Annotated in this window: 19 protein-coding genes; 8 read left to right on the top strand and 11 right to left on the bottom strand. The window is 71.3% G+C overall.

Annotated elements, in window-relative coordinates; genetic code table 11:
* Positions 1–3 precede the first annotated feature (3 nt).
* The 4 genes from LMU33_RS28455 to LMU33_RS28440 all read right to left on the bottom strand — a co-directional run bounded on the left by LMU33_RS28455 (position 4) and on the right by LMU33_RS28440 (position 3,731).
* Positions 4–1,002: an AAA family ATPase gene (locus tag LMU33_RS28455; protein ID WP_228623466.1), complete on the bottom strand. Its 999-nt coding sequence runs from the start codon at positions 1,000–1,002 to the stop codon at positions 4–6.
* A 136-nt stretch (positions 1,003–1,138) separates the two neighbouring features.
* Positions 1,139–3,088 carry a VMAP-C domain-containing protein gene (locus tag LMU33_RS28450; RefSeq protein ID WP_228623465.1) on the bottom strand — a complete coding sequence of 650 codons (1,950 nt, stop codon included), beginning with the start codon at positions 3,086–3,088 and terminating at the stop codon, positions 1,139–1,141.
* Positions 3,085–3,441 (bottom strand): CU044_2847 family protein, encoded by a 357-nt coding sequence (locus LMU33_RS28445; RefSeq protein ID WP_228623464.1) that lies wholly within the window; start codon positions 3,439–3,441, stop codon positions 3,085–3,087. Before LMU33_RS28445 ends, LMU33_RS28450 begins: the two co-directional genes overlap by 4 nt.
* 110 nt (positions 3,442–3,551) lie before the next feature.
* Positions 3,552–3,731: a DUF6104 family protein gene (locus tag LMU33_RS28440; protein ID WP_003992906.1), complete on the bottom strand. Its 180-nt coding sequence runs from the start codon at positions 3,729–3,731 to the stop codon at positions 3,552–3,554.
* 158 nt (positions 3,732–3,889) lie between these two features.
* On the opposite strand from LMU33_RS28440, the gene LMU33_RS28435 reads away from it, so the two are divergent.
* On the top strand, positions 3,890–4,894 hold the full coding sequence (locus LMU33_RS28435; RefSeq protein ID WP_228623463.1) for a DUF4097 family beta strand repeat-containing protein: 1,005 nt from the start codon (positions 3,890–3,892) through the stop codon (positions 4,892–4,894).
* A gap of 1 nt (position 4,895) precedes the next feature.
* Complete coding sequence (locus LMU33_RS28430) at positions 4,896–5,939, top strand: PadR family transcriptional regulator (RefSeq protein ID WP_228623462.1); 1,044 nt, start codon at positions 4,896–4,898, stop codon at positions 5,937–5,939.
* A 457-nt stretch (positions 5,940–6,396) separates the two neighbouring features.
* Here LMU33_RS28430 and LMU33_RS28425 read toward each other — a convergent pair whose 3' ends face one another.
* The 4 genes from LMU33_RS28425 to LMU33_RS28410 form a co-directional block, all read right to left on the bottom strand.
* Complete coding sequence (locus LMU33_RS28425; protein ID WP_228623461.1) at positions 6,397–6,963, bottom strand: Clp protease N-terminal domain-containing protein; 567 nt, start codon at positions 6,961–6,963, stop codon at positions 6,397–6,399.
* Entirely contained in the window at positions 6,963–7,172 is a 210-nt protein-coding gene (locus tag LMU33_RS28420; RefSeq protein WP_018571396.1) for a helix-turn-helix domain-containing protein, read from the bottom strand. Before LMU33_RS28420 ends, LMU33_RS28425 begins: the two co-directional genes overlap by 1 nt.
* Before the next feature lie 114 nt (positions 7,173–7,286).
* The gene (locus LMU33_RS28415) at positions 7,287–8,252 is read right to left on the bottom strand and encodes a zinc-binding dehydrogenase (RefSeq protein ID WP_228623460.1); all 966 of its coding nucleotides are present in this window, start codon (positions 8,250–8,252) and stop codon (positions 7,287–7,289) included.
* Positions 8,253–8,445: 193 nt separating this feature from the next.
* Positions 8,446–9,666 carry an NAD(P)-dependent malic enzyme gene (locus LMU33_RS28410; protein WP_228623459.1) on the bottom strand — a complete coding sequence of 407 codons (1,221 nt, stop codon included), beginning with the start codon at positions 9,664–9,666 and terminating at the stop codon, positions 8,446–8,448.
* A gap of 553 nt (positions 9,667–10,219) precedes the next feature.
* On the opposite strand from LMU33_RS28410, the gene LMU33_RS28405 reads away from it, so the two are divergent.
* From LMU33_RS28405 to LMU33_RS28395, 3 genes are read left to right on the top strand one after another with little or no spacing between them, the layout of a single operon-like run.
* Positions 10,220–11,176 carry an ABC transporter substrate-binding protein gene (locus tag LMU33_RS28405; RefSeq protein WP_228623458.1) on the top strand — a complete coding sequence of 319 codons (957 nt, stop codon included), beginning with the start codon at positions 10,220–10,222 and terminating at the stop codon, positions 11,174–11,176.
* A 47-nt stretch (positions 11,177–11,223) separates the two neighbouring features.
* The gene (locus LMU33_RS28400; RefSeq protein ID WP_372478067.1) at positions 11,224–12,189 is read left to right on the top strand and encodes an amino acid ABC transporter permease; all 966 of its coding nucleotides are present in this window, start codon (positions 11,224–11,226) and stop codon (positions 12,187–12,189) included.
* On the top strand, positions 12,186–12,992 hold the full coding sequence (locus LMU33_RS28395) for an amino acid ABC transporter ATP-binding protein (protein WP_308280816.1): 807 nt from the start codon (positions 12,186–12,188) through the stop codon (positions 12,990–12,992). Before LMU33_RS28400 ends, LMU33_RS28395 begins: the two co-directional genes overlap by 4 nt.
* Positions 12,993–13,046: 54 nt before the next feature.
* On the opposite strand, the gene LMU33_RS28390 is transcribed toward LMU33_RS28395, so the two are convergent.
* Positions 13,047–13,805, bottom strand: coding sequence for a class I SAM-dependent methyltransferase (locus LMU33_RS28390; protein ID WP_228623457.1), 759 nt, complete (start codon positions 13,803–13,805; stop codon positions 13,047–13,049).
* Between the two features lie 97 nt (positions 13,806–13,902).
* On the opposite strand from LMU33_RS28390, the gene LMU33_RS28385 reads away from it, so the two are divergent.
* A complete protein-coding gene (locus LMU33_RS28385; protein WP_228623456.1) occupies positions 13,903–14,529 on the top strand; it encodes a CGNR zinc finger domain-containing protein in 627 nt (208 codons plus the stop codon).
* On the opposite strand, the gene sodX is transcribed toward LMU33_RS28385, so the two are convergent.
* The gene (gene sodX / locus LMU33_RS28380; RefSeq protein WP_228623486.1) at positions 14,433–14,867 is read right to left on the bottom strand and encodes a nickel-type superoxide dismutase maturation protease; all 435 of its coding nucleotides are present in this window, start codon (positions 14,865–14,867) and stop codon (positions 14,433–14,435) included. The genes LMU33_RS28385 and sodX overlap by 97 nt on opposite strands.
* Before the next feature lie 145 nt (positions 14,868–15,012).
* Here sodX and sodN point away from each other — a divergent pair, with 145 nt between their 5' ends.
* Positions 15,013–15,408, top strand: coding sequence for a superoxide dismutase, Ni (gene sodN / locus LMU33_RS28375; RefSeq protein ID WP_064535234.1), 396 nt, complete (start codon positions 15,013–15,015; stop codon positions 15,406–15,408).
* A 263-nt stretch (positions 15,409–15,671) separates the two neighbouring features.
* The gene (locus LMU33_RS28370; protein ID WP_228623455.1) at positions 15,672–15,965 is read left to right on the top strand and encodes a hypothetical protein; all 294 of its coding nucleotides are present in this window, start codon (positions 15,672–15,674) and stop codon (positions 15,963–15,965) included.
* Positions 15,966–15,990: 25 nt separating this feature from the next.
* Here LMU33_RS28370 and LMU33_RS28365 read toward each other — a convergent pair whose 3' ends face one another.
* Entirely contained in the window at positions 15,991–17,628 is a 1,638-nt protein-coding gene (locus tag LMU33_RS28365) for a glycoside hydrolase family 13 protein (protein ID WP_228623454.1), read from the bottom strand.
* Positions 17,629–17,648: the final 20 nt, after the last annotated feature.

The following is a 17,648-nucleotide window of genomic DNA, read 5'->3' as shown; positions in this document are numbered from 1 at the left end:
GGGCTAGCGCGGTCCTCGGTCGAGGGGCTGCATCAGCAGTTCCGAGATCTCCTCGCGCCGCTGGCCGGCCTCGCGGGCCGCGTGCTGGGCGAGGAAGATGGCATTGAGGAGCTGGTCCGTGGGGCGCAGCGCGCCGTCCGCCTCGGCCTGGGTGAAGCGGTCGACGAGATCGTGGTTGGCGTCGTAGGCGCCCTGGCCGAAGTGGGCCTGGACGAGGGCGGCGAGGCGCTCGTCGCGCGGGGCCTTCAGGTCGAGCGGAATGCAGCGGCGCAGCAGGGCGGCGGGGAACTCGCGCTCGCGGTTGCTGGTCATGACGACGAACGGGAAGGCGCGGCAGCGGACCTGGCCCTCCCGCACGGTGACGCGGCGGCCGTCGTGGGTGAGGACCCGCACCTCGGGGGCGCGGTCGGCGATGCGCTCCAGCTCGGGAATGGCGAAGCGGCCTTCCTCCAGGACGTTCAGCAGGTCGTTCGGCAGGTCGATGTCGCTCTTGTCGAGCTCGTCGATGAGCAGCACCCGGGGCTTGTCGGCGGCGAGCAGCGCGGTGCCGAGCGGGCCGAGCTTGATGTACCGGCCGATGTCCTGGGCGGCGGCCTCGCCGGGGAGCTGGGCGTCCTGGAGACGGCCGATGGCGTCGTAGGTGTAGAGGCCGTCGCGCAGTTCGCTGCGGCTGACGACGGGCCACTCCAGGACGCGGCCGAGGCCGAGTTCGTAGGCGACGGAGTGGGCGAGCGTGGACTTGCCGACGCCGGGCTCGCCGGTGACGAGCAGGGGGCGCCTCAGGTACAGGGCGGCGTTGACGAGTTCGAGGGCGTCGGGGTCCTGGACGGGCAACGGGACGGTACGCTCGCCGAGCCTGCGATGGGTGGCGGAGTCGAGCTCCGGGACCTCGTAGTCGACGGGCGGAGCGTCGAACCTCCGCCAGGGCGGCGGTTCCGGCAGCGCGTCGATCCTGGCCGGATCGGGCTGCCCGATGCCCTGGTAGACGAACCACTCGCTCATGACACGCTCCTCGCCGACGGTCGGTGGTATTCCACGTCCTGGCCGACGGGGGCGTTGTGCGCCCGCAACGGGCCCCTGGGAACATACCCGGACCGGCCGTGGTACCCGGGTGCTTTCGGCCAGCCCTCGACGGTGTTCACGGCGCGTCCACCGGATCGGTCTCCTCGCCCGGCAGAGGCCGGCGCGGGTCGTCGTAGAGCAGGGCGAGCGGTTCGGCCCAGGTGCTGTCGGGGTGCTGTTCGCTGATGTCCTGCCGGACGATCCGCAGCCGGTCGGGGAGTTCGGCGAGCGAGCCGAGCGTCTCCAGGAACTTCTCCACGCGCGCGTGCAGCGTGTCGCACTCCGGCAGACATACGCCACGCTCCGGGTGCGGGCCGATGTGCCACAGCGCGACGGCGTGGCCGCTGTTCAGCGCGTGCTTCATGGCGACCCGCCCGGGCCCCTGTCCGGCGGGGCGGCACATCACGGGGATGCGGTCGCGCTCGGCGGTGCGGTAGCCGGAGGGGTCGACGGCGCCCGGCGGGGGCATGCGCCAGCCCTGGAAGCGGCGTCCGCCCGCCATGTGCCGCCAGCGGTCGAGCCAGAGATTGTCCGGATCTCCCCGGCGCTCAAGGGCGCGCAGCACCAGGCGGCGGCGCGCGCCCAGGTGTCCGGGGTCGTTCAGCGCGGCGATGTCCGCGAATCGCCAGCGGTGCACGGCGGTGTCGAAGTGCTCGGCGGGCAGAGCGACCTCGAGCGGTACGGGGTGGCCCTCCCGGTCCTTGGACTCCAGAAGTCCGCCGAGGGGGACACGGAGTGCCTGGACGAGTTCGTCGGGCCGGTATCCGTGCACCGAGGAGTCCGTCTCGTGCACCTCGGGCAGGCCGTCTCCGTCGTCGTACCAGATCTGCCAGAAGAACCGGACGGGCTGCGCGCCGATCACCGGGTCGAGCAGCAGGGCCACGACGGGGCCGTCGCCCGGGCCGGGGTAGGAGATCACGACGCGCTCGGGGCCTTTGCCCTCGGGGCGGGGCCGGAGCTCGTCGGGGAGGGTGACGTCGCGGACCATGGCGTGGAAGTGCCGGCGGGTGTCGTGACGCAGCCGCTTGGTGATCCAGCCGGCCAGGAGGGGACTCCCGGCGTCGCGCGCGCAGGCGTGGGCCTCCACGAGCCTGAGGTAGCGCAGGAAGACGAGCGGGTCGAGCGGGGCGGTGCCCTCGTAGAGCAGGCCGAGGCCGTCGCGCCAGGTGCGCAGTTCGGGTGTGCCGCCGGGCCACTGGTTGCCGCTGCGGGCCTCCTTGGCGATGAGCTTGACGGTGGGCTCGTCGGGCGGGTGCGGCAGCGCGGCGAGCAGGGCGAGCGCCTTGCGGCGGTCGCGGGGCGTCCAGACCGCGCCCGGGTCGGCCGCCGGGCCGCACTGGAGGTCGATCCAGTTGTCCCCGGTCTCCGAGACCGGCTCCTCGCCGTGCCAGCGGTCGTGGGCGGTCATGACCTCGCGGTACGTCTCCCCGAACCGGCGCAGCGCGGCGATCGCCACCGCCTTGCCGCCGTCCTTCTCCTTGCGCCGCGACTTGATCAGCCCGACGACGGCTCCCGTGCCGGGGTCGAGCAGCGGGCCGCCCGACATGCCGCTCGGGAAGTCGATGTCGGGCTTGATGATCAGCCCGTACGTGTCCTCGTGGCCGTTGATCTCGGCGTCCACGATGCGGAAGTGGGCCTCGGGCGGGCCCGGGTAGTACCCGCAGGCCTTGAGTGCGCCGGAGTGGCGGGCGGCCCGGTCGGTGAGCCACACACACTCGTGCGGGTGCTCGTCGGCCAGCCGGACCAGGGCCAGGTCCTCGGCCATGGGGACCTTGTTGCTGCGTGGATCGGTCAGCAGCCATTGCGCGAGGCGGGCCTCGGCCTCGATGCCCTCGCCGCGCACCCGGAAGACGGTCGTGCGGTCCGCCACGAGGTGCGGGCGCAGCACATGGGCGGCGGTGAGCACCCAGCCGGGCGCGACGAAGAAACCGCTGCCCCATAAAGGGCCGTCCTTCCCGTCGGCGGGGAGGAAATGGACGGTGGCGGCCCGGACGAGATCGAAGAGACGGTCGTCGCGCTCGCTCATGCGCCGACCGTTCCGTCCTCGCCCTCCCCCGCGGTTCCCCGATCGAACTGCCAGGTGAGGGTGACCTCCAGGGACGCCTTGGCCTCCCCGCGCGCGAGCACGGCGACGGCCAGGCCCTCCTTGGCGGTCAGCTCCACGCCGAAGCTGATGGAGGCCTCTTGCGGCTTGGCGGCGCGGGCGGCCTCGAGAACGCTGCCTCCGACGGCCTTGATCAGTTCCTGGAGCCGCTCGACCTTGGCGACGGCGGCCTCGGTGAAACCGACGTCCTCCTGGTCGTCGTACGCCTCACCCGCGCCGATCCGGGCGGTGACCACCGTGCCGTCCGGCAGCTCGATGTCCTGGATGTGACTCATTCCGCTCCCCCCGCAGAACCCGAGCCGTCAGGTCGACCGACCCTGGACGGCGCCCACTTCAACAGCGACGAGGCTAATACCCACCGTGGTTCCAGGACTATGCGTCCGGCCTACTCGTCGTCCTCGTCGTCCAGCCGCGCCAGCCAGGTCGCCAGCCGCTCCACCGGCACCTCGAAGTCCGGGTTGAGATCGACGAACGTCCGCAGCTGCTCGGCGAGCCACTCGAAGGTGACCTCCTCCTCGCCGCGCCGCTTCTCCAGTTCCTCGATGCCACGGTCGGTGAAGTACAACTCTCGCTCCTGACGGGGACGGGCCTACATGTCCAGGGTAGGCCCCGCGGCACCGCTCACACGAAAGGGTGGCTTGACTTCCGACAGCCGCGATATATCGTGTTTTGCAGAGGACGCGATATGGCGTGTTGAACCGTGCCCGGCCTAGGAGGTCACCCATGCCCGAGTGGTCCGTCAAGGAGCCCCAGAAGCTGACGTTCGACACCCGCGTGAGCGACCTGCGGGTCCGCATCGTCAACGGAACGGTGAACGTGGTGGGCACGGAGGAAGGTTCCGCGCGCCTCGAGATCTCGGAGCTCGAAGGCCCACCCCTGGTGGTCACCCAGGAGGACGACACCCTCACGGTGGCCTACGAGGACCTGCCCTGGAAGGGCTTCCTCAAGTGGCTCGACCGCAAGGGCTGGCGCCGCAGCGCGGTCGTCTCCCTGGCGGTCCCCGCCGACACCCGCGTGGAGGTGGGCGTGGTCGGCGCCGGCGCGGTCGTCTCCGGCATCCGCGGCCCGGCGGTGGTCAAGGGAGTGACCGGCGACACGACCCTGGTCGGCGTCTCGGGCCCGGTCCGCGCGGACACCGTGTCGGGCAACGTGGAGGCCCAGGCGGTCACCGGCGACCTGCGGTTCAACTCGGTCTCGGGAGACCTGACGGTGGTCGAGGGCTCCGGCCGCTCCGTCCGCGCCGACTCCGTCAGCGGCTCCATGATCGTCGACCTGGACCCGGACGGCCCGACGGAGGTCGGCCTCACCAGCGTCTCCGGCGAGATCGCCATCCGCCTGCCGCACCCGGGAGACGCCGAGGTGGAGGCCAACACCGCGAGCGGCACGATCTCCAACGCCTTCGACGGACTGCGGGTGCACGGCCAGTGGGGCGCCCACAAGATCACCGGCCGGCTCGGCGCGGGCACAGGCAGGCTCCGGGCCACCACGGTCTCCGGCTCGATCGCCCTGCTGCGCCGCCCGCCGCGCGAGGACGAGGCGGACACCCCGCGGGAGGCCCGGCCCGCAGAGCCCTCCGGCCCCTCCGCGCCGCCACGGGACCCCGGCGCCACCCCCGCCGCCGGCGCCCCGGCCGTTCCGGGGGACAATTCCCTCTCCGGCCAGGACACCGACGCCCCCGGCGGCGCCGGCACCCCGGCCGACGGCACGACCGACAAGAAGGTGCTCTGACATGCCCCCCGTCTTCGCCCACGGGCGCCTCCGCCTGTACCTGCTCAAGCTGCTGGACGAGGCTCCGCGCCACGGCTACGAGGTGATCAGGCTCCTGGAGGAGCGCTTCCAGGGGCTGTACGCCCCCTCGGCGGGCACCGTCTACCCCCGGCTGGCCAAGCTGGAGGCCGAGGGGCTGGTCACGCACACCACCGAGGGCGGCCGCAAGGTGTACGCCATCACGGACGCGGGCCGCGCCGAACTCGCCGACCGCAGCGAGGAGTTGGCCGACCTGGAGCTGGAGATCCGCGAGTCGGTCGCGGAACTGGCCGCCGAGATCAGGGCCGATGTGCGCGGCGCGGCCGGCGATCTGCGCCGCGAGATGCGCGCGGCCGCCTCCGAGGCCCGCCGGGGCGCAAAGGCGGGCGCCGCCGCGGGCCCCTTCGGGGAGTACGGCGACCTCGGCGACAAGGAGGCCTGGCGAGCCGCCAAGGAGGAGATGCGCCGAGCCAGGCAGGAGTGGAAGGACCAGGCCCGCCGCGCCAAGGACGAGAGCCGCCGGGCCCGTGAGGAGGCCCAGCGGGCCCGCCGCCAGGCCCAGGAGGCGCAGGCGCGGGCGCGGGCCCAGGCGCAGGAGGAGATGCAGCGCATCGCCCGCCAGGTGCAGGACCGCGTGCAGGACCACTTCGCCCAGGGCGACTGGCCGACGGGCGTCCGCGAGGGCCTGTCCGAACTGGCCAGGGAGCTGGGCGACTTCGGCAAGAACTGGGGCTCCCCCCGCACCCCCGGCGAACCGGCCCCGAAGCCGGCCGCGGCACCGTCGGACGCGCACTACGTCTCTCCCGTCGAGGACTTCCCGGCCGAGTACGAACCCACCTGGGCCCACGAGGACGCCACCGGCGACCCGGCCCGCGACCTGGACCGCCTCCTGGACCGCTTCCGCGACGACATCCGCGACGCGGCCCGCGACCACGGAGTCACCCCCACCCAGCTCCGGGAGGCCCGCCACCACCTCTCCACGGCAGCGGCCCACATCGGCGCACTCCTGCGAACCCCGAAGACCTGACCGGGCGGCAGCGGGTGACGGACGCCGAGGGGCTGACCTGTGGCAGCAGGCGGCAGCAGGGCGGCGGACGCCGAGGGCTGACCGGCCGGCAGCAGGCGGCAGGCGCCGAAGACCCGACCGGCCGGCAGCAGGGTGGCAGACGCCAGGGGGCTGACCGGCGGGAGCAGGCGACAGACGCCGAAGACCCGACCGGCCGGCAGCAGGCGGCAGGCACCGAAGACCCGACCGGGCGGCAGCAAGGCGGCGCACGCCGAGCGGCCGACCGGCGAGAGCAAGCGGCAGGCACCGAAAGCCTGACCAGGCGGCAGCAAGGTGCCGGACGCCGAGCGGCCGACCGGCGAGAGCAAGCGGCAGGCGCCGAAGACCCGACCGGCGGGAGCGCGGCGGCGGACCTCAAAGGCCTGAGAACCCCGCCCAGGACGGCCGGCACCGGAGGCCTGACCGTCCTGGGCGGCTCTCAGCCGGCCTGGGCCTCTCCCGCGCCGTACAGCACACGGGTCACCGACGCGTGCGTCACCCCGTGGTCGGCGAGCACCTCGCCCACCACCCCGGGCAGGACGGTCAGCGCGAGCAGGAGGTGCTCGTCCCCGATGTATCGGTCGCGGTGGCCGACGGCGACCCGCAGCGCCCTCTCCAGGACGTTCCTGGCGCTCCGGCCGAAGCCCGGCCGTCGCCCGGACCACCGGCGCCGGTCCTCCGGGGCGCCGGACATCGCCCCGACGCCGTGCACCTCCTCGACCCGGGCGACGATCTCGGACACATCGATCGCCAGCCCCGCCAGCGCGTCCGAGTCGGCCCGCGACAGCCCGGCCCGCCGCCGCGCCTCCTCCAGCGCATGCCGTACCGACGCCTTGCGCTCCCCGAGCCCCAGCGCGGCCAGCGCGAAGGAGGCACGGCTGCCCTCCCGGTCGAGAAGGGCGAGCAGCAGGTGCTCGGCGCCTACGGCCTGTTCACCCGAACCTTCGCAGTGGACGAACGCGTCCTTCACGACCTCACGGGCGTCCTTGGTGAAGCGTTCGAACATCACTGCCTCCCGTACTTCTTGTGCACGGCCTGCCTGCTGACTCCGAGCTCCGCGGCGATCTCCTGCCACGACCAGCCCTGATTGCGCGCACTGCGCACCTGTACCGCCTCCAGCTGCTCCAGCAGCCTGCGCAGCGCGGCCACGGCCCGCAGTCCGACCCGTGGATCTCGGTCACCGGCGCGCTCGGCGAGATCGGTTGCCTCGGTCATGGTGTCAACCTATGTTGACAGGCTCGAAATGTCAACCACAGTTGACATCACCCGCACGCAAGAGGCGGGCCCGGACACCCGGACCCGCCCCACAGCCCATCTGCCTGGAAGACCTCAGGAGTTGGTGAGCACGATCTTCCCGAACTGCTCGCCGGACGCGAGCCGTTCGAAGCCCTCGCGGGCGCGGTCCAGCGGGAGTTCCTCGTCGATGACGGGCCGCACCCCGGTAGCGGCGCAGAACGAGAGCAGGTCCTCCAGCTCATCCTTGGTGCCCATGGTGGAGCCGACGACCTTCAGCTCCAGGAAGAAGATCCGGGTCAGCTCGGCGTGCGAGGGCCGGTCCCCGCTGGTGGCACCGGAGATGACGATCGTCCCGCCGGGCCGCAGCGACTTCACCGAGTGGGACCAGGTCGCGGCGCCCACGGTCTCGATGACGGCGTCCACCCGCTGCGGCAGCCGTGCCCCCGTCTCCACCGCTTCCACGGCCCCGAGTTCCAGCGCCCGCTTCCGCTTCGCCTCGTCCCGGCTGGTCGCGAAGACGCGCAGCCCCGCCGCCTTGCCGAGCACGATCGCGGCCGTGGCGACACCGCCGCCCGCGCCCTGCACGAGGACCGAGTCACCGGGTCGTACCCCGGCGTTGGTGAACAGCATCCGGTACGCCGTCAGCCATGCGGTCGGCAGACACGCGGCCTCGGCGAAGGACAGCTCCTTGGGCTTGGGCAGCACGTTCCAGGTCGGTACGGCGACCTGCTCGGCGAAGGTGCCCTGGTAGCGCTCGGTGAGGATGGAGCGCGGCTCGTCCGGGCCGACGCCGTGGCCGGTCTGGCCGATGACGGAGTGCAGGACGACCTCGTTGCCGTCCTCGTCGACGCCGGCGGCGTCGCAGCCGAGGATCATCGGCAGCTTGTCCTCCGCGAGGCCGACGCCCCGCAGGGACCAGAGGTCGTGGTGGTTGAGGGAGGCGGCGCGCACCGTGATGGTGCTCCAGCCGGGCCGGACCTCGGGGGCCGGAAGCTCCCCCAACTCCAGGCCGTTGAGCGGCTGGTCGCGGTCGATTCGGGCGGCGTAGACAGCGAACATGACCTTGACGATAGGTGCGCCGTGCAGCCGACGGAACTGCACGGCGCTGTGACACATGCCCTCTTGCGTGACGGCACCCATGCGGCGCAGTCCAGCACCCACGCTCTCAAAGGTGCCTCTGCAGCACCTGAACGGGTGGCGGGAGAGTGAAAAATGGCCCCGTCCGAACGGACGGGGCCTTTTCCGCGCAACGTCAGCGACGAGCGACACCCTCGGCCCGCGCGGCAGCCGCAACCGCCGCCGTGACCGCAGGAGCGACCCGCTCGTCGAACGGCGAAGGAATCACATAGTCGGCGGCGAGGTCGTCCCCCACCACCGCGGCCAGCGCCTCCGCCGCAGCGATCTTCATCCCCTCGGTGATCCGAGAAGCCCGCACCTGCAGCGCGCCCGCGAAGATGCCCGGGAACGCCAGCACGTTGTTGATCTGGTTCGGGAAGTCGGACCGCCCGGTGGCGACCACGGCCGCATACTTGTGCGCGACCTCCGGGTGCACCTCGGGGTTCGGGTTGGCCATCGCGAACACGAAGGCACCCTTGGCCATGGAGGCCACGGCCTCCTCCGGGACCGTACCGCCGGAGACGCCGATGAAGACGTCCGCGCCCGCGAGGGCGTCCTCCAGCGAGCCGGTGATGCCGGCCTTGTTGGTGAAGCCCGCGAGCTCCCGCTTGACCGGGGTCAGGTCCTCCCGGTCGGCCGACACGACGCCCTTGCGGTCCGCCACCGCCACGTCCCCGATGCCGGCCTCGACCAGCATCTTGGCGATGGCGACACCGGCCGCGCCGGCGCCCGAGATGACGGCCCGCAGCTGCCCGATCTCCCGCCCGCTGAGCCGCGCCGCGTTCCGCAGCGCCGCGAGCGTCACGACGGCCGTACCGTGCTGGTCGTCGTGGAAGACCGGGATGTCCAGGCGCTCCTGGAGCCGGCGTTCGATCTCGAAGCACCGGGGTGCCGAGATGTCCTCCAGGTTCACTCCGCCGAAGGACGGGGCGAGCCGGACGACGGTCTCGACGATGTCGTCCACGTCGGTGCAGTCGAGCGCGATCGGCACCGCGTCGACGCCGCCGAACTGCTTGAACAGGATCGCCTTGCCCTCCATCACGGGGAGGGAGGCCTGGGGACCGATGTCCCCGAGTCCGAGCACGGCCGTACCGTCGGTCACGACGGCGACCACGGAGGACTTCCATGTGTAGTCGTTGACCAGCTCCGGCTGTTCCGCGATCGCGGTGCACACGCGCGCGACGCCGGGCGTGTACGCGAGGGAAAGGTCGTCCTTGTCGCGGACCGGCACGGTGGCCTGCACGGCCATCTTGCCGCCGCGGTGCAGCGCGAATGCCGGATCGAAGGAATCGAGGGGCTCGGCCCCGCCGTCCTGGTCCGTATTGTCGCTGCGAGGATTGACGATCTCCGCTGCCACTTCGTTTTACCCCTTAGGTATGCATGGTTTGAGGGTCGACCACTCCTGGTGAGGGGTGGGCGGGCACCGCGTACCGCCCGATTGCTGATACGTACGGGCCATACGCGACGGGCGCGCCGCACACGCGCCCTGAGCCCCGGATGAGGGGTGTAAAGAACCTTCTTACCGGACGGACGGTACCCACGACGAGTCCATTAGGTGCAAGGTCACATCTCGGAACCGGAAAGCCACGGCGAGATGACGCGCGGCTGACAACCGCGCCGAGCATGTGAAGCCCCTGGCAGGCCGATGACCGCGCCGACCGCATCGTGAGACGCACCGAAGATTTTCCGGCCGGAGGGCTGGATTCCCGCAGATGGTCCGAAGGTGAACGACCAAGGATGTACCGACCTGATGCGGTTCGGGGGTGACCCGTTATGTGATTTTGACATGGCGACGCCCCTGAATGGCGTAGTCCGAATGGCAAGATGCGGTAAACCCACGAGGTCGCGACACCCGAGGGTGTGTGTTCTCGCTACCCATCGGCCTCTTCCCATCCGCCGGAGGAACCACGATGACCGCAAGCTCCACCCGTCGTACGACCGCCGCCCGCTCCCCTCTGGCAGCGGCCGGTGTGATCGCGGTCGCGGGCGCCCTGCTGCTCACCGGCTGCGGTGACCAGACCAAGGACAAGAGCAAGGACTCCGGCGCCTCCGTCAGCAGCGCCCCGCTGGCCGACAAGCTCCCCAAGGAGATCCGGGACAAGGGCAGGATCGAGGTCGGTTCGGACATCGCGTACGCCCCGGTGGAGTTCAAGGACTCCTCCGGCAAGGCCGTCGGCCTGGACCCGGACCTCGCTGCCGCCATGGGCAAGCAGCTCGGTGTGACGCTGGAGTTCCAGAACGGCACCTTCGACGCCCTGCTCACCGGTCTGCGCTCCGGCCGCTACGACATAGCCATGTCGGCCATGACCGACAACAAGAACCGCCAGGAGGGCGTCGACCCGGACACGGGCAAGAAGGTCGGCGAGGGCGTCGACTTCGTCGACTACCTGACCGCCGGTGTCTCCATCTACACCCGCAAGGGCGACACCCAGGGCATCAACGGCTGGTCGGACCTGTGCGGCAAGAAGATCGCCGTGGAGCGCGGCACCGTCTCGGAGGACCTGGCCAAGCAGGAGGCCAAGAAGTGTCCGAGCGGCAAGAAGCTCACCATCGAGCCCTTCGACGACGACCAGCAGTCCCAGACCCGGCTGCGCTCGGGCGGTGTGGACGCGGCGTCCTCCGACTTCCCGGTGGCGGCGTACGCGGTGAAGACCTCCGGCGGCGGCAAGGACTTCCAGATCGTCGGCCAGCAGGTCGAGGCGGCCCCGTACGGCATCGCCGTGGCCAAGAAGGACGCCCAGCTGCGTGACGCGCTGCAGGCCGCGATGAACGCGGTCATCAAGAGCGGCGAGTACGCGAAGATCCTCCAGAAGTGGGGCGCCCAGGACGGCGCCGTCAAGGAGTCCGTGATCAACGGCGGCAAGTGACCCGCGGAAGCAGCAGAGGCAGAAGCGGCCACCGAGAGGCAACATCCGTGACTGACATCGAGAAGACGGCCGGGGAGGGCGCCGGGAAGAGCGCCGGGGAAGGCCCCGCTGCCCCGGCCGGCGGCCCGGAGGCCATCCGGGCCGTCCCGGTCCGGCACTACGGGCGGTACATATCCGCCCTCATCGCCATCGGCATCCTCGTGGCGATCATCTACGCCTTCAGCCAGGGCAGGATCAACTGGCATGCGGTGCCGGAGTACTTCTTCGACCACCGGATCACGACCGGTGTCTACAAGACCCTCATGCTGACGGTCCTGTCGATGCTGATCGGTATCGTCGGCGGCATCGTCCTCGCCGTGATGCGGCTGTCGAAGAACCCGGTGACCTCGTCCATCGCCTGGTTCTACATCTGGTTCTTCCGCGGCACCCCGGTCCTGGTCCAGCTGTTCCTGTGGTTCAACCTGGGCCTGGTCTTCGAGTACATCAACCTGATGCCGCTCTACAAGGACTACTGGTCGAACTTCATGACGCCGCTGCTGACGGCGCTGCTCGGCCTGGGCCTGAACGAGGCGGCGTACATGGCCGAGATCTGCCGGGCGGGCCTGCTCGCGGTGGACGAGGGCCAGACCGAGGCGGCCCACGCGCTGGGCATGAGCCACGGCAGGACCCTGCGCCGGGTGATCATCCCGCAGGCGATGCGGGTGATCGTGCCGCCGACCGGCAACGAGGTCATCAACATGCTGAAGACGACCTCGCTCGTGGCGGCCGTCCAGTACCCCGAGCTGTTCCGCTACGCCCAGGACATCGGCCAGAACTCCGGTGCCCCGGTGGAGATGTACTTCCTCGCCGCAGCCTGGTACCTGATCATGACCTCGGTGCTGAGCGTCGGCCAGTACTACATCGAGCGCCACTACGCCCGCGGCTCCAGCCGCCAGCTGCCGCCGACCCCGTGGCAGAGGGTAAGGGCGAACATGTTCTCCCTGGGCCGTCCGAAGGGAGCGGTGAGCGCATGACCGGCAAGCTGAGCAAGACGCAGGACACCCCGCCCCGGGGCGCGGTCCCCATGGTCAGGGCGCAGGGCGTGCACAAGTCCTTCGGCCATGTCGAGGTGCTCAAGGGCATCGACCTGGAGGTGAGGCCGGGCGAGGTGTTCTGCCTGATCGGCCCCTCCGGCTCCGGCAAGTCGACGTTCCTGCGGTGCATCAACCACCTGGAGAAGATCAACGCCGGCCGGCTGTACGTCGACGGCGAGCTGGTCGGCTACCGCCAGCAGGGCGACAAGCTGTACGAACTGCGCGACCGCGAGGTCGCCATGAAGCGCCGGGACATCGGCATGGTCTTCCAGCGCTTCAACCTGTTCCCGCACATGACGGCGCTGGAGAACGTCATGGAGGCGCCGGTGCAGGTCAAGGGCGTGAACAAGGCGCAGGCCCGGGAGCGGGCCATGCAGCTGCTGGAGCGCGTGGGTCTGGCCGACCGGGCCGGGCACTACCCCTCGCAGCTCTCCGGCGGCCAGCAGCAGCGGGTGGCGATCGCCCGGGCCCTGGCGATGGACCCGAAGCTGATGCTGTTCGACGAGCCGACCTCGGCCCTGGACCCGGAGCTCGTCGGTGACGTCCTGGACGTCATGCGGGACCTCGCCGAGTCCGGCATGACCATGGTAGTCGTCACCCACGAGATGGGCTTCGCCCGCGAGGTGGGCGACAGTCTGGTGTTCATGGACGAGGGCGTGGTGGTCGAATCGGGCCATCCGCGCGACGTCCTGACGAACCCTCAGCACGAGCGGACGCAGTCGTTCCTGTCGAAGGTTCTCTGACCGCGCCGGGAAGGGGCGGTACGGACTCCCGTACCGCCCCTCGCACATGCCCGCCTACTTGACGGCGAGCAGCAGCGTGTCCGACGGCGAGCACCACACCGGCCGGGCCTCGGTGAAGCCGCGCGCCAGCAGCGTGCGCGCGTGCCAGGCGGCCGAGGGCGTGTCCCCGTCGGCGTGCTCGCCGTAGATCTCGAAGCGGCGGGCGGTGGGCTCGGCGAGGACGGGGTCCTGCGCCGCGAGCTGCCACCATTCGGCCCAGTCCAGGGCACCGTCGCGTTTGGCCTGATCCATGCGGGCGTGCCGCTGGGCGCGCTCGGCCGCGTTGATCCGGGGCGTGCTGTCGTCGATCATGTGGTCCGCGTTCATGAAGACACCGCCGTCGCGGACCAGCTCCGCGACCTGACCGTAGAGGGCCGCGAGGGGTTCGCTGTGCAGCCAGTGCAGGGCCGTGGCGGTCAGGACGGCGTCGTAGGAGTCGTACGGCAGCTTCGCCGGCCAGTCGCGGTCCTTGAGGTCGGCGGTGACGAAGGAGACCCGCTCCTCGCCGTCGAAGGTGCCGCGGGCGATGGCGAGCAGGGCCGGGTCGAGGTCGACGCCGGTGCTGGTGGCCTCCGGGAAGCGCTGCAGCAGCCGGGCGGTGATGCTGCCGGTGCCGCAGGCGAGGTCGAGGACGCGCGGCGCCGTGCCGACCAGCGCCTCGACCATGTCGAGCATGATCCGGAACCGCTCCTCCCGGTCCGGCATGTACCACTCCTGCTGCCGGTCCCAGCTCTCCTGCCAGGCGGCCCAGTCGGTGCCCGTGCTCATCGTCATGATGTCTGTCCCCCTTGTCTGCGTAATACCCTGGAAGCACGACCGGCTGTTACCCGACCGCAGACACGACCATAAAGCGCCCCCGTAAGGACTACAAGTGGAACTGGCCTATTACTCGGATTACGCCGTCCGTCTCGTCAACAGCGAGGAACCGGCCCGGGGCAAGGACTCGCTGACCTCGGTCGAGGCCGTCCGCGACCTGTTCGGTGACATGTCGGCGGCCCGCCGCGCCACCGACGCCGACGTCACGCGCTTCCGCTCGGTGCGCGCCCGTCTGCGCGCCGTCTTCGAAGCGGCGGACGAGGGCGACGAGACGCTGGCCGTCGACCTCCTGAACTCACTCCTGCTGGAGTTCCCGGTGTCGCCGCAGATCTCGGGCCACGACCACCGGGACGAGGACGGCCGCCCGCTGTGGCACATGCACCTGGCCGACCACCCGTCGAACGCCACTGCGGGCTACGCGGCGATCGCCGCGATGGGCCTGGCCTTCCACCTCACCGAGTACGGCGTCGACCGCCTCGGCCTGTGCGAGGCGGCCCCCTGCCGCAACGCCTACCTCGACACCTCCACCAACCGCTCCCGGCGCTACTGCTCCGACCGCTGCGCGACCCGCGCGAACGTGGCCGCCTACCGGGCCCGCAAGCGCCTGGAGGCCGACCGGTCGGGCAGCAGCGGCCTCGCCGCCGAGAGCGCCCAGCGCACCAGCGCCAGCGGCGAGCGCTGACCGGCGGGCCGCGGCCGGTACCGGAAGCGCGCGCGCCCGAGGACGAGCTCGTCGGGTACGACGCCGTAGTCCGTGCTGTCCCCGCCCGCGTACGGGTTGTCCCCGAGCACCCACCAGCCGCCCTCGCGGCGCTCCACGGCCCGCTTGACGACGAGCAGGTCCTGCTGGAACGGATGCCGCAGGACCACGACGTCCCCCGCCCTGACCGACGCGCCGTACTGCACGAGCAGCAGGTCCCCGTGACGGAGCGTGGGCACCATGGACGGCCCGGTCACTTCCGCCACCCCGAACGGCGCCACGGTCCTCCCCCGCTCGGTCTCCTGCGACAGCTCCGGCATCCCCGGCACCTCCCCGGTCCGTTCCTCCACCAGTCTCAGTCTGACCCTGGACTTTTGTCCTAAGCCCTAGGGGGCACCCGAGAAATCGCCTTCCTCAGGGAGTAATGTCGCACCTGAGAAGACGATCACGAGGAAGGAATGCTCCATGCTTTCCCGCCTGTTTGCCCCCAAGGTCAAGGTCAGCGCCCACTGCGACCTGCCCTGCGGCGTGTACGACCCGGCCCAGGCCCGCATCGAGGCGGAGTCGGTGAAGGCCGTCCAGGAGAAGATGGCCGGCAACGACGACCCCCACTACCAGGCGCGTGCCACCGTCATCAAGGAGCAGCGCGCGGAGCTCGCCAAGCACCACGTCTCCGTGCTCTGGAGCGACTACTTCAAGGCCCCGCACTTCGAGAAGTACCCGGAGCTGCACCAGCTGGTCAACGACACCCTGAAGGCCCTCTCGGCCGCCAAGGCGTCCACCGACCCGGCGACGGGCCAGAAGGCGCTGGACTACATCGCCCAGATCGACAAGATCTTCTGGGAGACCAAGAAGGCCTGATCTTTTCCTACGCCTTCTGACCTGCGGTTTCTTTGATCGCAGCGCCTCCCTGTCCGCACCCGGTCCGCAGGCCGCCGAACACGGCGTCCATGACGGACCGGGTGCGGTCTTTTCGGCACGCCCGTGCGCGCGCTGGAGATGCAGGACGGGCGAGTCGTGGGCGTGCACCGCTCCCGCTGGACCCGTCAGCCGCGCTCGCCTCCGCCGAACCCCCCTTCCGGGAGACCGGCTTCGGTGCCGCCCTCCGTGAAGCCGCCCCCCTCGTGCCGGCCTTCCGGTCGGCGCCGCTGGGGCGGCGGCTCAACGGCGTGTTCGCGCTGACCCCGGACGAACTCCCGCTGGTCGGGCCGACCGGGGTGGAGGGCCTGTGGTGCGCCGAGGCCTGGGTCACGCACGCGGGCGGCGTCGGCCGCCAGCTCGCGAACATGCTTCTGAAGACCGGCGACCTACTCGTGGAGCCCGAGCGGCTCGATCGCCGACGGTTCGCCTCGTGGAGCGACCAGAAGGTCCGCGACACCGCACTCGGCCACCATCAGGGCGTCTGCGACGCACACTGACGCGCCTTCGGAGAACGGAGCGGCCCTACACCGCCAGCCACACCGCCTGGTCCGGGCCCAGCAAGCCGTCCTCGACGGGTTCGCCGGACAGCAGGATCTCGGTGTGGGCGGGCAGCGGGTAAGGCTCGGCGGAGAGGTTGACCACGCAGACGAAGCCGGGGTCGCGGCGGAAGGCGAGGACTCCCGCCGGGGCGTCCAGCCAGGTGAGGGTGCCGTCGCCGAGGGCGGGGTGCTCGCGGCGCCGGCGCAGGGCGGTGCGGTAGAGCTCCAGCATGGAGGTCGGGTCGCCGCTCTGCGCCTCGACGGTGCGCGCGGCCCAGTCCGCGGGCTGCGGCAGCCAGGGCGCGGCGGAGGCGTCCTCGGGACTGAAGCCGTACGGTGCCGTCCGCCCGGACCAGGGGATCGGCACCCGGCAGCCGTCGCGGCCGCGGTCGGTGTGGCCGGAGCGTTCCCAGACGGGGTCCTGGAGGACGGAGTCGGGGAGGTCCTCGACCTCGGGCAGGCCGAGTTCCTCGCCCTGGTAGACGTAGGCGCCGCCGGGCAGGGCGAGCATCAGCAGGGCGGCCGCACGGGCGCGCCGGGTGCCCAGTTCGAGGTCGAGGGGGCCTTCGGGTTCGTAGCGCTCGTTGGCCACCCAGCGCCGGGCCGCGCTGCGGCCGTAGCGGCTGACGTGGCGCATGACGTCGTGGTTGGAGAGCACCCAGGTGGCGGGCGCGCCGACCGCGCCGAGCATGGCGAGGGAGTCGTCGATGACCGCGCGCAGGTCCTTCGGGTCCCAACGGGACATCAGGAAGTCGAAGTTGAACGCGGTGTGCAGGCCGTCCGCGCGGACGTAGGCGGCCAGCCGCTCGGGGGTGTCCGCCCAGGCCTCGGCGACGAAGCACCGGTCGCCGGGGAACTCGTCGGCCACCTTGCGCCAGGCGCGGTAGATCTCGTGGACCTCGTCGCGGTCCCAGTGGGGGTGGTCGAGGTGCTGCCGGCGCCGGCCGACCCCGGCCGGACGCGGTGGCAGGTCGGGCAGTTCGGGGTGCTTGATCAGGCCGTGCGCCACGTCGATGCGGAAGCCGTCCACGCCCCGGGCGAACCAGAACCGCAGGACCGACTCGAACTCGGCCCGCACCTCGGGGTGTTGCCAGTTCAGGTCGGGCTGCTGGGGGGCGAAGAGGTGCAGGTACCACTCCCCGTCGGGCAGCCTGGTCCAGGCCGGGCCGCCGAAGGAGGAGACCCAGTCGTTGGGCGGCAGGGCGCCGTCGGGGCCGCGGCCGGGCCGGAAGACGTACCGTTCGCGCTCCGGGCTGCCCGGTCCGGCCGCGAGCGCCGCCTGGAACCAGGCGTGCCGGTCGGAGGTGTGGTTGGGCACCATGTCGGGGATGATGCGGATCCCGTGCCCGTGGGCCTCCTCTATGAGCTGCTCGGCCTCGGCCACGGTGCCGAACAGCGGGTCGATCGCGCGGTAGTCGGCCACGTCGTAACCGTGGTCCGCCATGGGCGACTTGTACCACGGGTTGATCCACAGGGCGTCGACGCCCAGCGACTTCAGGTACGGCAGGCGGGAGCGGATGCCGGCGATGTCGCCGATGCCGTCACCGTTGCCGTCGGCGAAGCTGCGGATGTAGACCTGGTAGATGACGGCGCTGCGCCACCAGGGTGCGGTACCGGGCATGCTGTTCCTTCTCGGTGGGA

Source organism: Streptomyces barringtoniae, assembly GCF_020819595.1.
In the GTDB taxonomy this organism is placed as follows: domain Bacteria; phylum Actinomycetota; class Actinomycetes; order Streptomycetales; family Streptomycetaceae; genus Streptomyces; species Streptomyces barringtoniae.
Note: the sequence above shows the minus strand (reverse complement) of the source record. Positions and strands in the feature narration are given on the sequence as shown.

Coding starts and splice junctions, on each gene's coding strand:
- LMU33_RS28450 (WP_228623465.1), bottom strand. CDS start 3,088: ATGAGCGAGCGCGACGACCGTCTCTTCGATCTCGTCCGGGCCGCCACC.
- LMU33_RS28455 (WP_228623466.1), bottom strand. CDS start 1,002: ATGAGCGAGTGGTTCGTCTACCAGGGCATCGGGCAGCCCGATCCGGCC.
- LMU33_RS28395 (WP_308280816.1), top strand. CDS start 12,186: ATGACCGGCAAGCTGAGCAAGACGCAGGACACCCCGCCCCGGGGCGCG.
- LMU33_RS28420 (WP_018571396.1), bottom strand. CDS start 7,172: ATGACCGAGGCAACCGATCTCGCCGAGCGCGCCGGTGACCGAGATCCA.
- sodX (WP_228623486.1), bottom strand. CDS start 14,867: ATGCCGGAGCTGTCGCAGGAGACCGAGCGGGGGAGGACCGTGGCGCCG.
- LMU33_RS28430 (WP_228623462.1), top strand. CDS start 4,896: ATGCCCCCCGTCTTCGCCCACGGGCGCCTCCGCCTGTACCTGCTCAAG.
- LMU33_RS28445 (WP_228623464.1), bottom strand. CDS start 3,441: ATGAGTCACATCCAGGACATCGAGCTGCCGGACGGCACGGTGGTCACC.
- LMU33_RS28435 (WP_228623463.1), top strand. CDS start 3,890: ATGCCCGAGTGGTCCGTCAAGGAGCCCCAGAAGCTGACGTTCGACACC.
- LMU33_RS28405 (WP_228623458.1), top strand. CDS start 10,220: ATGACCGCAAGCTCCACCCGTCGTACGACCGCCGCCCGCTCCCCTCTG.
- LMU33_RS28415 (WP_228623460.1), bottom strand. CDS start 8,252: ATGTTCGCTGTCTACGCCGCCCGAATCGACCGCGACCAGCCGCTCAAC.
- sodN (WP_064535234.1), top strand. CDS start 15,013: ATGCTTTCCCGCCTGTTTGCCCCCAAGGTCAAGGTCAGCGCCCACTGC.
- LMU33_RS28425 (WP_228623461.1), bottom strand. CDS start 6,963: ATGTTCGAACGCTTCACCAAGGACGCCCGTGAGGTCGTGAAGGACGCG.
- LMU33_RS28390 (WP_228623457.1), bottom strand. CDS start 13,805: ATGACGATGAGCACGGGCACCGACTGGGCCGCCTGGCAGGAGAGCTGG.
- LMU33_RS28365 (WP_228623454.1), bottom strand. CDS start 17,628: ATGCCCGGTACCGCACCCTGGTGGCGCAGCGCCGTCATCTACCAGGTC.